Here is a 15,548-nt window from a genome sequence, read left to right on the forward strand (position 1 = left end):
CGGTGGTCCGAGAACAACCGATCTGCCCCTCTGGGGCCGGTGGTGACGTGCAGCCAGTCGACGGCTGGTCGCGCAGTTCCCCGCGCCCCTTCGGGGCGACGTCCTCCGCCAGCGCCGCGCGCGGCGTGCCGCCGTGGACACGGATGCAGCAGCAATCTGAAAATCCGCTGAAATGACGTGGCGTCAGCCACGACCTGGGACTTCGTCACATCGCCGACGCTTCGCACCACCCGAAGGGCGCACCCCGGCACCCCCTGGCGGCGCTCTCCGGTGGCAGCGCCGCCAGGAATGACTGACGGTGATGACGTCGCTACTGCGTTTCGTATGGCTGATGCCCTGTCAGCCGACGCAGATCGCGGCGGAAGGAACCATTCCATGCGCACCGCTCGCACCCTTCTGGCCGGAGCAGGTCTCACCGCAGTCCTCGCCTTCGCCGCCCCGGTCGCCCACGCCACGGGTGCCGTCAACGCCTACGACCCGAGCAGCCACGGCCAGGGCCAGCACTCCACCTCGTCGTCCTCCACCGGCTCCTCGTCGACCACGGACTCCTCGACCACCGGGGACTCCTCGACGACCGCCGCCGACCCGTCGGCCGCCGACCACCACCACCCGCACGGCGGCATGCACACCGGTGGCGGTGCCATGGCGGCCTTCGTCGGTGGCGGCCAGGGCGCGCTGAACGCCTACGACCCGAGCAGCCACGGCTCCTCGCAGTCCGGCCAGTCCGGCCAGGCCGGTGACAGCGCCTCGCAGAACAGCTGGGGCTCGGACGACTCCTCCTCGTCCGCGAGCGAGGGTGGCTGGAGCAAGAAGCCGCACGGTGGCATGCACACCGGCGGTGGCGGCATGGCGCTGTCCGGTGGTGGCATGGCCGCCGGCTCGGTGCTCCTCCTCGGTGGCCTCGGCGCCGGCGCGTACGTCCTGCGCCGCCGCAGCACGGCCTCCGGCGTGGCCGCCTGACCCGACGTCCCACGTCGGACCGGACCTCGTGGTCCAGCCGCGGCCACCGTCGGTACCCCCGACGGTGGCCGCGGCGCTTACCGCCCCGCCCCGCGGGACGCCTCCGGCTCCGCCCTGCCTCAGCACCCCGAAAGGCAACGCCCCATGGCACAGCAGTACCCGTCGCGGACCGAACACCCGGCAGACGCCGCGCCCGGCGGTGACTCCCGCTCGCGCGTGCTGCGCTGGGCGGCGGGCGCGGCACTCCTCGGCGCCCTCGTGATGTACAACTCGGTCGACTCCTCCGCGGGCTCGGCGCTCCCCGGTGCCGCCGTCGGGATCCAGGCGGCCGCGCCCGCCGAGCAGCCCGGCGTCACCCCGGAGCCGCGCTCCTCCCTCGCGCTGCCCCCGGCCCAGCCCACCCGGATCACCATCCCCGCCATCGCCGTGAACGCCCCCTTCACCCCGCTGGCCCTCGACCCGGCCTCCGGCCAGCTGAACCCGCCGCCGGAGAGCAACAGCAACCTCGCCGGCTGGTACCAGGCCGGCCCCACCCCGGGGGAGCGCGGCACCGCGATCGTGGCCGGACACGTCGACACCAAGACCGGACCCGCGGTGTTCTTCCTGCTGCGCCTGCTCAAGGCGGGCAGCACCGTGGACATCACCCGTGACGACGGCACGGTCGCCGCCTTCAAGGTCGACTCCGTCGAGACCTTCGCCAAGGACGCCTTCCCCGACCAGCGCGTCTACGGCACCACCCGGGACGCCGAGCTGCGCATCATCACCTGCGGCGGTTCGTACGACCACAAGAAGAAGGACTACACCGCCAACACCGTGGTGTTCGCGCACCTCGACTCCTCGCACAAGGCGTAGTCCCGCGGGGGGCGGCCGCCGGTGCGGCGGCCGCCCCGGCGGCAACCGGCCCGCCGTGCCCGCCCTGTCGTGTGGTGCGCGAGTGCGCCCACGGACGGGAGTGGGGAACGTATGCTCTGATCCATGAGCCGTTTCACGGTGGTCGACTGTGCCCGGTGCGCCGGGCTGGAGGCGGGGTTCACCGATCCTGGCACGCCCAACCCCGGTGCCTACCTCTACGGCTGGGCGACGCACCACCTCGACGACCACGACGCCAAACCCGAACCGCGCCCCGGCTGCGACGAGTGCGCGCGCTTCGCGGCCGGCCCGGACGGCGTGCGCGCCTCCGTCTGGGAGCGCTGGGCCCTGACGCACTACATGAAGTGCCAGCTCGCCCCCGACTGGCAGCCCGCCCCGCCCCGTTAGCGCCCCTCCGGTGGCACGTACGCTCCGCGTGTTCCACCGTGGTGACGAGGTATGACCGTCGGTCACCACGCAAGGAGCGGCCATGAACGACACGGTGAAGGCGTCGAAGGGCTCACGGAATCTCGTACTCGCCGCGATGATCTTCGCGGTGGCGATGACCTTCATCGACCAGACGATCGTCTCCATCGCGGTGCCGCAGATCCAGAGCGAGCTGGGGCTCACCAACACCGGCGTCCAGTGGGCGGTCAACGCCTATCTGCTGTCGCTCGCCGCGCTCTTCGCCTTCGGCGGCCGGCTGGCGGACACCGTGGGACACCGCAAGGTGGTGGTCATGGGGGTGGTGATCTTCGCCGGGGCGTCGGCGATGTGCGGTCTCACCCCGAAGGGCGGGCTGGCGCAGACCTGGATCGTGCTGTTCCGGGCCGTCCAGGGCGTGGGCGGCGCGATGCTGTTCCCCGCCGCCCTCGGCATCGTGGTGCACACCTTCGCGCTGCGCGAGCGCGGCAAGGCCCTGGCGCTCTTCTTCGGCATCGCGGGCGGCCTGACCGCCGTCGGCCCGGTACTCGGCGGCTACCTCACCGAATGGACCTGGCGGGCCATCTTCTGGGTGAACATCCCGGTCGCGGTCATCGCGCTGGTGCTGACCGCCCTGTCCAAGCCGGTCACGGAACACCGGCCCGCCCGAATGGACTACCGCGGCGTCGTCCTGATCGCCGCGGGCGTCACGCTCAGCGTCTTCGGCTTCCAGCAGTCGCAGATCTGGGGCTGGCACAACCCCGGCATCGGGCTGTGCATCGCCGCCGGGGTGCTGCTGCTGGTCGTCTTCTGGTTCGTCGAGCTGCGCACCCAGTCGCCGCTGATCCAGGTCCGGATCTTCCGCAACAGGGCGTTCCTGGTGGAGAACCTGGTGCTCGGGATCAGCATGCTGGTGTTCATCCCGGTCTTCTTCTTCGTCAGCGAGTACGCCCAGATCGCCCTGGGGAAGTCGGCCCAGGCGGCGGGCCTGTACCTGCTCTACTTCTTCATCGGCTTCATCATCGCCGCCCAGATGGGCGGCCGGATGCTCGACAAGGGCGGGGCCAAGCGCCCGGTGGTCATTGGCTGCATCGTGTGCGCCGTCGGCTTCTTCCTGCTGGCGGGCAAGGTCACCGACCTCGATCTGAACTCCCAGGTCTGGTACATCATCCTGGCCGGCGCCGGAATGGGCATGATGCTCACCCCGGCCAGCACCGACGCGGTCAGCCGGGCCTCCCGGCTGTCCTACGGCGAGGCCACCGGTATCACCCAGACGGTACGGAACTACGCCGCCAGCCTGGGCCTGGCCATCCTCGGCACCATCTCGGTCTCCGAGTTCAACTCCCGGATCAGGTCGTCGCTGATCTCCCGCGGCGTCCCGCCCGGCCAGGCGTCGACCCAGGCCGCGCAGATCTCCCAGTCGCACTCGCAGTCCGCGAGCGGCGGCACCATCCCCGCGTACATCCGCCTCGACTTCGCCTACGCCACCCGTACGGTCTTCTACGTGATGGCCGGGATCATGGCGGTCGCGGCGATCGTGGCGAAGATCGGCCTGCGGCCGGGGCTGCAGGCCGAACCGGAGGAGAGCGGCGAGGCGGCACGGGGCGGGGCGGGCGGGTCCGCCGGGGCGGACGAGCGGGCGGGCGCCACCGGTCCCACCAGTCGTGCCGCGGGTGCCGGTGCGCCGCCCTGGGGGCCGGAACCGCCTACGCCGCCTGTTCCGCCCGCCCAGGACGGCCCCTCCACCCCCGGGTGACCGCTGACCCCTCGCCGCGGTCCCCGGTGGTCGTCCGGCCGTGCGGCCGTCAGATCTTGTTGAAGATCTTGGAGTAGGCGTAGCCGGTGCCCTTGTCGTACCCGTCGACCTCCCAGAAGGCGAGTTCCTGCACGCCGTTGGTGGCGGCGAACTTCTCCAGGGTGGTGGCGTTGGACTGGGTGAAGTTCTCGTTGTCGTCGTTGCGGCCGGCGATCGGGGTCAGGCCGAGGCGGCCCCAGTTCTGCGCGGCGGTGCCGCCGTAGATCCCGGCGAGCTGCTTCTCGGTGGCCTTGGCGCCCGACTCGGCGTCCGCGAGGGCGTTCTCGCCGTCGCCGAAGTCCATGGTCATGATGTTGACCAGGTTGACCTTCACCCCCGCGGACTTGGCGTCCTTGAGCAGCTTGGTGGCGTTGGACTCCAGGCCCGTCGGGTCCACCGGGAGGGTGAAGTCGATCTGGACCGACGGGTTGGCGGCCTGCAGCGCCGCGAGGGCCTGGTCGCGGCGCTTGTTCGAGGTGGTGTCGTCCAGCGGGCCGCCTTCGATGTCGAAGTCGAGCCGGGTGACGCCATAGGTGGTGACGACCTTCTTGTACGCGGCGGTCAGGCTGGAGACCGAGGTGCACGACTGCGCCAGCTCCGTGCTCTCGGCGCCGCCGAAGGAGATGATCACGTTGCCGCCGGCCGACTTCAGCGCGTTGATCTGCGAGGTGAAGGCGCCCACCGAGTCGCCGCCGTCCTCCCACTGCAGGGTGCAGCCGGACTTCGAGGTGAGGAACGCCAGGGTGTAGTACTTCAGCCCGCTCGCCTTCTGGTCCGCGGCCATGTCCTTGGCGGTGCTGCTGTCGATCTGGAGGTAGGGCGCGGCGTACTGGGCGGGGAAGGACGTCGCGGCGCTCGCGGGCAGGCTTCCGGCGACCAGTGCCAGTGCGGGGGAGACGACGGCGGCGGTGGCGAGCGCGGTACGGGTGAAGGACTTGCCCATGAAGACCCCTCAGATTCGAGTGTGGGGGAGGTGGTTAGGAAACTTTCCTAACTGCATTGCCGAGGATCGTGGCCTTCTCGTCCGCCCACTGTCAATACTTCGCTCCCGACCGTTTCCCGGTCCGGCGCCGCCCCTCGGGGGACGCTTCCGCCCTATCCGTAAGGCCGTTGCCGTTCCGGGCAATTGGCGTGTGCGTTGCTCAATCGGACAGCCCAGTGCCGGACTTGGTGCTTCTTTTGCCGACCATTTGTGCACCCGGGGTAATCGTTTCCAGGTGTTGTCTGCACACTGACAATCATCTGTTCACCGTCGGCGCACGCACCCCACCCGTGCCCGCCGGTTACCCCCGCACCGCGAGACCCGCGAGAAGGAGCAGCATGTCGGCAACAGTCCGCATCACCGCCGTATCCGCCGTGGCGGCCGCAGTCCTGTCCGCGCTCGCGACCGCGCCCTCGGCGGCCGCCGCGACCCACCCCGCCCTGCGCCTGACCCCGATGGGCAGCCACCGCCTGGTCGGCCCGGACGGCAGCCGGATATCCCACAGCACCAGCTCCAACTGGGCGGGATACGCGGCCACGGGCACGCAGTTCACCAGTGTCTCGGCGAGCTGGACGCAGCCGTCGGTCACCTGCACCAGCGCCACCTCGTACTCGTCCTTCTGGATCGGGCTCGACGGCGACGGCAGCAACTCCGTGGAGCAGACCGGCACCGAGGCGGACTGCTCCGGCGGCCACGCGCAGTACTACTCGTGGTACGAGATGTACCCGGCCTACCCGGTGAACTACTCCAACTCCGTCAGCCCCGGCGACCACTTCACCTCCACGGTCTCCACCAACGGCAGCGGCTCGTTCACCCTGACGCTGACCAACACGACCAAGGGCTGGACGAAGACCACGAAGAAGACGCTGCGCAACGCCTCGCTCGCGTCGGCCGAGATCATCGCCGAGGCGCCGTCCAGCTCCTCCGGCGTCCTGCCGCTGGCCCACTTCAGCACCGCGTCCTTCACCAGCGCGAGCGCGAACGGCCAGCCGATCGGCAACTACGGCCCCGACAAGATCAACATGGCCTCGGGTAGCACCACCAAGGCGACCACCTCGGCCCTGTCGGGCGGCAGCAGCTTCAGCGTCACCTGGATCCACAGCTGACCTGACCGCCGCCCTTCCCCGTGGGGTGCCGTGCCGCGCTCAGGCGGCCCGGCACCCCACTCGTCTGTCCTGTCACTCCTCGTCAACCGCCGGGTAATCAGCTGTTCGCCCCCCGCGCGGTTCGTACGGCCACCATAGGGACTCCGCTCCCTCGCGGCGCGCGTGCCGACACCGCCCCCAAATGCCGTGATGGGACTCAAGGGAGACGATAGGGGGATTCCGTATGTGCTTCTGACGCCATATCACCTGTGGTGTTGACCGTGGGGGAAGGTGTACGGAAAACTCGGCGTTCTTGCGTAGGACGTTAAATAGTTGAAGACGGGGGCACAAAAGGTGCGGCGGCGACGTCATTTCAGGTTATGGGCGACGGGTATCCCGGTCGCTCTGGTGTCGACCACCCTCGGTGGTTGCGGCAGTCTCTCCGGGTCCGGCGATGGGGACGTCACCCTCCACATGATCGCCACTGACTACAGTGGCCTCAAGACCGGCAGCCCGATGCAGAAGATGTGGGGCGACCTCACGACCGCCTTCGAGCGGCGCAACCCCCACATCAAGGTCGAGGTGCAACTGATCCCGATCGGCCAGGCGGACGCCCAGGTCGCCGAGCAGGTCAAGGACGGCGACGCGCCCGACATCGCGCAGCTCGACTCGTACAGCGCCTTCGCCGACAAGGACCAGCTGTACACCGCGGACGAACTCTTCCCGATCAGCCAGCAGTCGGAGTTCATCCCCTCGCTGGCGGAGGCGGGCTCGGTCAACCGGGTGCACTACGGCATCCCGTGGGTCGCCTCGACCCGGATGTTCTTCTACAACAAGAAGCTCTTCGCCCACGCCGGGATCCACAACGCGCCGCAGACATGGGACGACGTCAAGCGCGACGCCGTGAAGCTGAAGGCCGACGGCGTCAAGGTGCCGATCGCCCTCCCGCTCGGGCCGCAGGAGGCGGAAGCCGAGTCCATGATGTGGATGCTCGGCAACGGCGGCGGATACACCAACATGGTCGGGGCCTACACCCTCGACTCGGCACGCAACATCTCCGCGTTCAACTGGCTGAAGAACAACCTCGTCGACGCCGGGCTGGTCGGGCCCAAGGACCCCGCCACGACAAGCGTCAGCGATGCCTTCGGCGACTTCCTGTCCGGACGCGCGGCGATGCTCAACGGTCACCTCACCCTGCTGCCCCGGGCCAAAGCCGCGGGAATCGACGTGGGTGTCGCCCCGCTTCCCGGCAGGACCGAGCCCAGCGCGCAGACACTCGGAAATGCCGACTGGATGATGGCGTTCAAGCAGAAGGGCAACCTTGACGCCGACGCGAAATTCCTGCAGTACGTCTACAGCGAGTCCAACATGCTCAAGTTCCAGGAGCAATACAAACTGCTGCCGGTGACCGCCGACGTGGCCGACGTGATACGCACCAACCCCGCCTACCACGATCTCGTGCCATTCATGAGCCTGCTGGCCGAAGCGGCATTCCCGCCGGTCAACAAGACGTCCTGGGGCGAGGTCAGCCAGGACTGGAAGAAGGCCATAGGACAGGCCGTGCACGGTGACCCGGCGAGGATCCTGGGCAACCTGGAGCGGTCCGCGACCGCGGCCGACTCCGGGAGCGGCAGCGGCGGTTAGGGCGTCGGGCCGACCGGTCGGGTGACCGGTGCCGGCCTCAGCGCTCGGTGACCAGCAGCGTCTGCACGACGCGGCCGCAGTCGCCCGCCATGTCGTCGAGTTGGCCGACCGCCAGTCCGGAGCCCTCCGGGCTGGCGGCGGTCGCCGACCGCAGGCAGAGCCATTCGCCAACCGGCTCGCGGTGCAGCGCCAGGGTGACGTCGGTGTTGATGACGAAGCCCTGCCGGTGGTCGAGTTCGAAGCCCACCGCCCAACTGCTGTCGGCCAGGGTGAGCGCCCGGGTCAGCGGGGTGTCCTGCTCCCCGGCCACCAGCGGGACGCGCTGCCGGGCCCAGGCGGTACCGGGCCCGGGCGAGTCGAAGCCAGAGCCGGGCCCGAAACGCCACTCCATCGCGGCGATGTAGCCGTCCATGTACGCGTCGGTCATCGTGTGCACCGGCTGCGCCTCCGGCAGCGGCGGCGGCCCCGGCACCGGGCGCAACTGCGGTGTGCGGGCAGGGCTGCTGACGATCCGCCAGGCACGCGCCAGCAGCACCGGCTTGCCGTCCGCGGTGATCTCGCCCTCCAGCAGTTCGGCCCGCCCGCCACCGCGCACCGTCCGTACGCTCACCTGGAGTTCGCCCACCGGCACCGGCCGCGGCAGCTCCAGCGTGACGCGGGCGATCCGCATCCCGGGCCGCGCCTCGTGCCGTTCCATCGCCCGTCCCAGCAGCGCCGACGGCGGCCCCGCGTGCTGCGCCTTCGGGCTCCACGGACCCGCGGTGGCCGGCGTGCTGTCGTACCGCCCGTCCCCAAGGTCCCGGTAGAAGGCTTCGGGCAGCCCCGCGTCCGAGCCGGTGCCTGCTGCTGTGGGCTTCATGTCACTCCGCGAGAACCGAGGCGTCCGCCAGGCGCCAGGCAGAGCCGCGAGGCGCCGCCCGCATCGTATCCAGCGGCGCCCCGTCCCCGCCGCCCCGCCCTCGTAGGGCCGGACGGCGGATCCGGGACTCCGGAAAGCCCCAACTCCCGGACTCCCGGGCGGGTCAGGCGTGGAAGGCGCCCGCGAGACGCCGGCTCTCCGTGGCGCTCAGCTCCCTGTCGATGACCGGGATCAGGTCGCGCTGCTGGTGCAGCACGTACTGGTCGACGTCGGCGAGGATCCCGCCGACGGTCAGCGGATAGGTGCCCTCGGGCGGCTCGTGGGCGATGAGGCCGGTGAGCAGCCGCTGCAGGTTCTCGCCCTCCTCGCGGTCCTCCCGTACGGCCTCGCGTGCCACGCCGTGGTCCTCCAGCGCCCGGCGCACGGTGGACTCGGTGGCGGCGCAGTGCCGTGCCAGCGCCTCGGCCAGCGGCCGCAGGTTCTCGCGAGGCGGGGTGCCCCAGTGGCGCATGTTCTCGATCAGGTCGTGCACGACCTTGCCGGACGCCGCCAACCGCGCGGACAGCCCCTCGTGGTGTTCCCGCGCGGCCTCGGCCGCCTTGGCGTCGGCCAGCCCGCGGGCGTCGAACCGCTCGGCCTCGTTGCGGATGTTCTGCGGACCGCTGATGCGCTCATGACTGCCGGGATCGGCCGTCGTGGTCTGGGATTCCCTCACATCGCTCATGGCACCGGCTCCTCCTCTTCCGTGCTCCTCGGCGGCGCGTCGGCGGCCGGGCCGAGGGTGGACGGCTCCGCCCCCGCGTCACGGCGGGAAGCGGCCCATGGTCCTCATGCCCCGTAGTCCCGATGGTAGGCGCGTTTGGGCGGGAGCGCGGTTCGCCGTCGGGACTACCGCGCCGGCCCCGCCCTACGGGTTACCGGCGGTTCGCCCGGCCAGGCGGCGGGCGGCGGGCAGCCGGGTCAGGGCCGCGTAGCAGGCGAGCCCGGCCGCGGCGCCGCTGCCGCTGCCGAACGCGGCGGTGGGGATCAGGTCGAGCAGGTGTGCGGAGCGCAGCGAGGCGGTGTCCCAGCGTGCCAGCCGCTGCGCCGCACCGGCCGCCGCGGCGCACCCGACGAGGGCCAGTACGGCCGTCCTGGCCCTACGTGACAGCCGCAGGCCGCGCTGCGGTGCGGCGGTCGTGACGGCCTCGGTCGTGGCGGGCCGCGCGGCCTCCGGGGTGGTCGCCGCGGCCCGGCGCAGCGCCCGCGGCACGTACCAGGCGAGCACGCCTAGGCCGAGCACCGAGCAGCCGTACTGCAGCAGCGAGTACAGCGGTTGCCCGTGGTAGACGCGGTCGAGCACCGGAAGCAGCCGCACCCCCGCCCGGCCGCCGTGGGTGAAGGAGTCCCAGCCGACGTGGGTGGCGGCGCCGACGGCCGCGGACACCGCGAACCACCCCGCCGTCCGTACGTCGGCGCCGCCGCCCGCCGGGGCGGTGAGGGTGTCCGCGGCGTCCGCCCAGCGCCCGGGGACCAGCGCCACCAGCGGCTCGCGCAGCAGCCAGTGCCAGCCGGCCACCAGGACGGCGGCGATCGCCACGTCGGCGGTCGGCACTCCCCAGAGGCTGTGGGTGACGTCGCCGTACCGGAAGGTGCCGCGCACCAGCGAGTCGGTGAAGAACGGCACGTCGGGCGCCAGCGACCCGGCGACCATCGCCGACCCGATCAGCGGCCCCCGCCCCCGCCCGTCGCGCAGCAGCGGCAGTACGGCGGCGGGATGGCTGAAGGTGAACGGCATCTGCCCATCCTCCCCACAAGCCCGCCGCGCCGCCAAACGATCTGCGGTGCGCGCGGCGACGGCGGACGGGGGAGGCGCCCGGCCAGCACGGCCCAGAGGCCCAGGACGCTCAGGAGCCGGAGGGGGCGGTCCAGTCGGCCGGGATATGGCCCTCGCGCACCCGCTGCGGGTGGTCTCCCACGGGCACGCTGACGGTCTTGAGCCCGGTGGCGAAGGAGATCGCGGTGATCCGGTCGGCGCCCGCCTCGGAGATGACGCAGTCCTTGCCGTCACCGCTGACCGTCGCCCAGTAGGGCGTCGAGGCGGGGACGAGCGGCCCTTCCTGGAGGGTGGCCCGGTCGACCACGGTGGCGTAGTTGTCCATGGTCCCCGCCACGCACAGCTTGGTGCCCTGCGGGTTCATCGACAGGCCGTGGTGGCGGGAGTCGTTGACCCAGGTGGTGCGGTCCTCGCTGGTGGCGGGGTTCTTGGGCAGGGTCTTGATCCGGGTGATGCGGTCGGTGGCGATGTCGTACTCGACGAAGCCGTTGAAGAACGACACCTGGAAGTACAGCGTCGACTCGTCGGGCGAGAAGGCCACCGGGCGCACGGCGTTGGACAGGTCGGGGCGGCCGAAGGCGTTCAGGCGCTGGCGCATGTCGATGGTGCGCACGGTCTGGAAGGTGTGCGCGTCGACGATGGTGATGTGCCGGTCGCCCTTGGTGAAGTCCCAGAACGGGTCGTCGAGCGCGGTGTCCACGTTGCCGATGGACATGTTCCACAGATAACGGCCGTCATGGGTGAAGTAGTTCTCGTGCGGCTTGTCGCCGGTGGCGAAGGAGCCGAGCTGCGCGCCGGTGGTGATGTCGAGCACGTGCACGGTGTTGGAGGTGGAGGCCGACACCGCGATCCGGGTGCCGTCGGGGGAGACGGCCATGTGGTCGGCGCGGTAACCGCTCACGGGGAAGCGCCAGTTGATGTGCCCGTCGGCCAGGCTGATGGACACGACGTCGGCGAAGCTGGGACGGGAGGCGACGACGGCAGTGCCGTCGGGCGTGGTGTACATGTCGTCGACGAACTGGTCGTGGCCCTCGCCCGGACCCTGCCGGATGCCCAGGAAGTAGGCGAGCTTGACGGGGTTGAGGTAGATCTCGGCGAGCCGCTGCGCCTTGTCGGGGATGATGTCGATCCGGCCGATCTTGGCGTAGTCGCCGCTGTCGTGCAGGACGTCGGCGGTGCCGTCCCAGTTGTTGCCGACCAACAGCACGTCCTGCAGCGGCCCGGACGTGGCGGTGTGGGGAGCCGCGGCGCGGGCGGCGGCCGGGTGCGGTGTGGCGGCGGGCGCGGGGGCCGCGGTGGCCGCGAGCACGGCCAGCGCGGCGCCGAGCAGGCCCAACGGCACCGTACGGCGGGCCGACGCGCGCCGTGGGCGGGACGTCGTGGTGCGGGGAGTGGCGGGGCGGGGGGATTCGGACACGGGGGTCTCCGTAGAGTCAGCTTCTGTTACCTTCGGTAGCCGTCAGTCAGGAAACCGTCCGGCGGGCGTGCGTGACAGGTCTGCGACTGCCAGCGCGGCGGCAGTTGGTTGTAGGTCGTGCACAACGCCCTTGCCAGGAAGGGCGGAGGGGAGGCGGACGTGCCGGAGCCGTTGCCGATACCGGGGGCCGCCGCGTCGCCGCTCCCGGACGCGCCGCCGCCGTCTCCCGAGATCCCCGCGGCCGGCGGGCCGTACGAGCGGGGCCGCGCCGTACTGGCCGCGGTGTTACGGGAGATGGTCGCCGACCGCGGTGTCGTGGCGGAGGTCACCGATGCCGCCCGGCAGGCGTCGCCCGAGGTCGCGGGGCTGCCGGTGGCGGAGAACCGGCGCCATATCGAGGTGCTGCTGGCCTGCGGGCTGGTGTCGTTCGAGCGGCCCGGCGGCGAGCCGCCGCGCGACGACCCGGTCGCGGCCCGGCTGGGCGCGGACCGGGCCGGGCAGGGCGTGCCGCTGACCTCGCTGCTGCGCGGGGTGCAGGCGGGGCGGCGGCGGGCGCTGCAGATCGGTGTGGCGCGGGGACGGGCCGCCGGGGTGCCCGATGTCGTGCTGCTGGACGCGGTGCTGCGCTTCGACCGGCACGCGGGAGCGATGGAACGCGATGTGATCAACGGCTATCACACCGCCGAGCTGGAACTGGCCCGCACCGCACGCGACGCCCGCACCGCGGTGCTGCGGCGGCTGCTGCACGGGCGCCCCGGGCCGCCGTCGGCCGAGCAACTGGCGGGCGCCGGGCTGAGCCCCGGTGTGCGCTACCACTGTGTCGTCTCCCAGGTCACCGACCCGGCCGGGGCGGGCGTCCTGGAGCGGCGCCTCGCCGTACCGGGCGGCCTGTTCGGTCTGGTGGACGGCCGGCTGGCCGGTGTGGTGCCGCGGCCGCCCGCCGGACCCCCGGACGGCGCCGGGCCGCTGCTGGTGGTCTCACCCGCGGTGCCGCTGGACGGTGTCGCCGCGGTCTACGGGCTCTGTGTGGACGCGGCGCACGCCGCCGCTGCCCATGGCAGGGCAGGCGGGGTGCACGGGCTGACGGACCTTGCCGGTGAAGTGGCCCTGGCGGCGCGCCCGGTGCTGGCCGACCTGCTGGCCGGGGACCTGCTGGGCGGGCTCGACCCCCGCGACGCCTTCCACCACCAGCTCGCCCGTACCGCCCTGGTCCATCTCGACCTCGGCCGCCGTCTCGACCTGACCGCCGCCGCCCTGCACGTGCACCCCAACACCGTCCGCTACCGCCTCGCCCGGCTGTCCCGCCTCCTGGGCCAGGACCCGGCCCCCGAGGGCGCGGGTGTCCTGTCGGTCCTGCGCTGGTGGTGGGCGCTGCGGACCTGGCTGGACGGGGCCGGTGCGGCGGGCGTGACGGGTGTCGGGCGGGCGGCGGAGGGGCCGGACGCCGGATAGGCGCCGCCGAGGTGTCCGTCGAGCGGGGGCGGGCGTGCCGACGCGTGTGTGTTCCGGCGCGACCGGCGGTGCGCCTTGGGTAGGGTTCGGCTGGAGGTGATCACGGTGTCGCACGAGCCCGACCGGCTGTTCGCGTCGGTCGACGCGCTGCTGGAGCTCGCGGCCGCGCAGGAGGACCTGCCCGAGCCCGCGGAGCGCAAACGGCTGCGCGAGGCGGCGGGCCTGAGCCAGGACCAGGTCGCCCGTGCCCTGGTCGTGCGGCGAGAGACCGTGACCGGCTGGGAGTCGGGCCGCACCGACCCGCGCCCGCCCAAGCGCGCCGCGTATGTACGCCTCCTCCAGGGCCTCGCCGAGCGCTACCCGTCCCCGCCGCCCCCGCGGACGCCCGAGGCGCCCCCGGAGACGCCCGCCGCACCCCCCTCTCCCGTCCAAGCCGGGATCGCGGACCGGGCGGCTCCTGAACCCCCCTCCGCGCCCGTACGCCCGGCCGGGCAGCGGAAGAAGGCGCCGGAGCCCGATGTCGCCCCCGCGGACCCGCGCTTCGCGCACGGCCCGCTCGCCGTGCTCGACGGTGACGGCTCGCTCTACTGCGCCGGGGGCCTGGTGCTGGAGTGCCCGGCGGCCACCGTGCCCGACCTCGTCGCGTGGACGCTGGCCGAGGCGCGGCTCGGCGCGCCGCGTCTGCACCGGTTCGGCAAGGACTCCGACCCGTTGGTCGTGCTCACCGCCTCGGCCGCCGTACGGCTCGGGCTGCCCGAGCGGCTGGAGGACCGGCGGGCGATGCGGCTGCCGGAGGACCACCAGGTCGTACGCCAGATCACCAGGGCCAAGTGGCAGTTGACGCGGCGCGGCTTCGGGCCGTGGGCCCGGGTCTACCGGCCCGCGCAAGGGCGGCAGCGCAGTTGCGTACAGCTCGCCGTGCTCCCGTGGGACGCGCTGGACACCCGCTCCTGGGGCGACGCCGCGCAGTTGCCGCCCGCCGAACTGGCCCGCGTGCTCAGCGCGTACGCCACCCGCGTGCTCACCCCGCGCGGCTCCACGGCGGTGGCCGGTCTCGAACTGATGACGGCGCTGCGGCCGCCCACCCGCGCGGTGAAGGACGAGACGGCCGACACGTGGGTGTCCGGGCCCGTGCCCGGCTCGCTCACCGCGCCGGTGGACCCGGCGCCGCCCGAGGCGCCGGACGAACACCCGGTCGTGGCCGCGCTGTTCGCGCGGCACCACGAACGTACGCCCGCCGAGGTGATCGACGAGGAGGCGTACGACTGGATCCGTGACCCCGAGCTGCTCACCGACGCCGAGTGCGCGCTGCCGTACGCGGTCGGCGTGGACGTGAACACCGCCTTCCTCGCGGCCGCCAACCGGCTGATGGTCGGGCTGTCGGGACCCGAGCACGTCAAGGAGCCCCGCTTCGACAAGGGTCTGCCCGGCAGTTGGCTGGTGGACCTGTCCGGTATCGCGCTGGACCCGCGGCTGCCGTCGCCGTTCACCCCGCACGGCCGCCGCCCCGAGGGCCCGGCCTGGTACGCCACCGCGACCGTGGCGTACGCCGCCGAACTGGTCGACACCTACCGGCTGCCGGTGACGATCGCCCCGCTGGAGGCGTACGTGCGCGCCGACGCGGGCCCGTACCTGGACCCCTGGTACAAGCACCTGGCCGACGCCTACAAGACGACGATGGCCGACCTGGGCGTCACCGCGGACCTGTCCCCGGCCGCCTTCCTGGACGCCATGGACGGCCACAAGGACGGCGACCCGGGCATGGCCGCGGTGCTCTCCGCGATCAAGTCGACCGTCAAGGGCGGCATCGGCAAGCTCCGCGAGCGCCCCCAGGGCGCCCACTACCGCCCCGGCGAACGCTGGCCCGCCCTGGAGCGCCCCACCTGGCGCCCCGACATCCGGGCCGCCGTCATCGCCGCGGCCCGCGTCAACATGCACCGCAAACTGCTCAAGACGGCGCTGGCCACGCACACCGGCCCCGTACCGACGGGCGCCGTGGTGTTCGGCGAGGACGCGCTGCTGCCCATCGCGCTGCTGTCGGACTGCGCCGTCTACCCGTCGCCGGGGCCGTCGCCGCTGGACGTGCTGCCGTACGACGCGGCCGGGAAACCGGCGCCCGGCACCTTCCGGCTCGGCGTCTCGCCCGGCATGGTCAAGCACGAGGGCACCCAACCGCTGTACTGGGCCGTCGAACTCCTGGAGCAGCGGCACAATCCGGCCCGGCACATCAAGGGCCCCGGCGCCGAAGACGACGGAGAGTAGCAGC

13 protein-coding genes are annotated in these 15,548 nt (G+C 72.3%); 8 read left to right on the plus strand and 5 right to left on the minus strand.

The features are described from left to right. Positions 1–375 precede the first annotated feature (375 nt). The 4 genes from AB0M29_RS29585 to AB0M29_RS29600 all read left to right on the plus strand — a co-directional run bounded on the left by AB0M29_RS29585 (position 376) and on the right by AB0M29_RS29600 (position 3,988). Positions 376–960 carry a hypothetical protein gene (locus AB0M29_RS29585; protein ID WP_365388088.1) on the plus strand — a complete coding sequence of 195 codons (585 nt, stop codon included), beginning with the start codon at positions 376–378 and terminating at the stop codon, positions 958–960. A 144-nt stretch (positions 961–1,104) separates the two neighbouring features. Further along, entirely contained in the window at positions 1,105–1,812 is a 708-nt protein-coding gene (locus AB0M29_RS29590; protein ID WP_365388089.1) for a class F sortase, read from the plus strand. 123 nt (positions 1,813–1,935) lie between these two features. Continuing rightward, positions 1,936–2,217: a hypothetical protein gene (locus tag AB0M29_RS29595; RefSeq protein WP_365388091.1), complete on the plus strand. Its 282-nt coding sequence runs from the start codon at positions 1,936–1,938 to the stop codon at positions 2,215–2,217. Between the two features lie 82 nt (positions 2,218–2,299). Continuing rightward, positions 2,300–3,988 (plus strand): MFS transporter, encoded by a 1,689-nt coding sequence (locus tag AB0M29_RS29600; RefSeq protein WP_365388092.1) that lies wholly within the window; start codon positions 2,300–2,302, stop codon positions 3,986–3,988. A gap of 49 nt (positions 3,989–4,037) precedes the next feature. On the opposite strand, the gene AB0M29_RS29605 is transcribed toward AB0M29_RS29600, so the two are convergent. Continuing rightward, entirely contained in the window at positions 4,038–4,970 is a 933-nt protein-coding gene (locus AB0M29_RS29605) for a glycosyl hydrolase family 18 protein (protein ID WP_365388093.1), read from the minus strand. A gap of 377 nt (positions 4,971–5,347) precedes the next feature. Between AB0M29_RS29605 and AB0M29_RS29610 the strand changes: the two genes are divergently transcribed. Both AB0M29_RS29610 and AB0M29_RS29615 read left to right on the plus strand, forming a co-directional pair. Beyond that, entirely contained in the window at positions 5,348–6,115 is a 768-nt protein-coding gene (locus AB0M29_RS29610) for a G1 family glutamic endopeptidase (protein WP_365388095.1), read from the plus strand. Between the two features lie 453 nt (positions 6,116–6,568). Continuing rightward, complete coding sequence (locus AB0M29_RS29615; protein WP_365388097.1) at positions 6,569–7,738, plus strand: extracellular solute-binding protein; 1,170 nt, start codon at positions 6,569–6,571, stop codon at positions 7,736–7,738. Between the two features lie 37 nt (positions 7,739–7,775). On the opposite strand, the gene AB0M29_RS29620 is transcribed toward AB0M29_RS29615, so the two are convergent. From AB0M29_RS29620 to AB0M29_RS29635, 4 genes are all read right to left on the minus strand, one after another. Then, entirely contained in the window at positions 7,776–8,597 is an 822-nt protein-coding gene (locus tag AB0M29_RS29620; RefSeq protein ID WP_365388099.1) for a thioesterase family protein, read from the minus strand. Positions 8,598–8,760: 163 nt separating this feature from the next. Further along, positions 8,761–9,321 (minus strand): hypothetical protein, encoded by a 561-nt coding sequence (locus AB0M29_RS29625; RefSeq protein ID WP_365388100.1) that lies wholly within the window; start codon positions 9,319–9,321, stop codon positions 8,761–8,763. 183 nt (positions 9,322–9,504) lie between these two features. Then, a complete protein-coding gene (locus AB0M29_RS29630; RefSeq protein WP_365388102.1) occupies positions 9,505–10,374 on the minus strand; it encodes a DUF4184 family protein in 870 nt (289 codons plus the stop codon). A gap of 109 nt (positions 10,375–10,483) precedes the next feature. Beyond that, positions 10,484–11,722: a YncE family protein gene (locus AB0M29_RS29635; RefSeq protein ID WP_365388141.1), complete on the minus strand. Its 1,239-nt coding sequence runs from the start codon at positions 11,720–11,722 to the stop codon at positions 10,484–10,486. A gap of 267 nt (positions 11,723–11,989) precedes the next feature. Between AB0M29_RS29635 and AB0M29_RS29640 the strand changes: the two genes are divergently transcribed. Together AB0M29_RS29640 and AB0M29_RS29645 are read left to right on the plus strand one after the other, a co-directional pair. Then, positions 11,990–13,282, plus strand: a complete 1,293-nt coding sequence (locus AB0M29_RS29640) for a helix-turn-helix domain-containing protein (RefSeq protein ID WP_365388104.1) — start codon at positions 11,990–11,992, stop codon at positions 13,280–13,282. A gap of 105 nt (positions 13,283–13,387) precedes the next feature. Continuing rightward, the gene (locus AB0M29_RS29645; protein ID WP_365388106.1) at positions 13,388–15,544 is read left to right on the plus strand and encodes a helix-turn-helix transcriptional regulator; all 2,157 of its coding nucleotides are present in this window, start codon (positions 13,388–13,390) and stop codon (positions 15,542–15,544) included. Positions 15,545–15,548 lie beyond the last annotated feature (4 nt).

The sequence above is a fragment of the Streptomyces sp. NPDC051976 genome, from assembly GCF_040680795.1.
Taxonomy (GTDB): domain Bacteria; phylum Actinomycetota; class Actinomycetes; order Streptomycetales; family Streptomycetaceae; genus Actinacidiphila.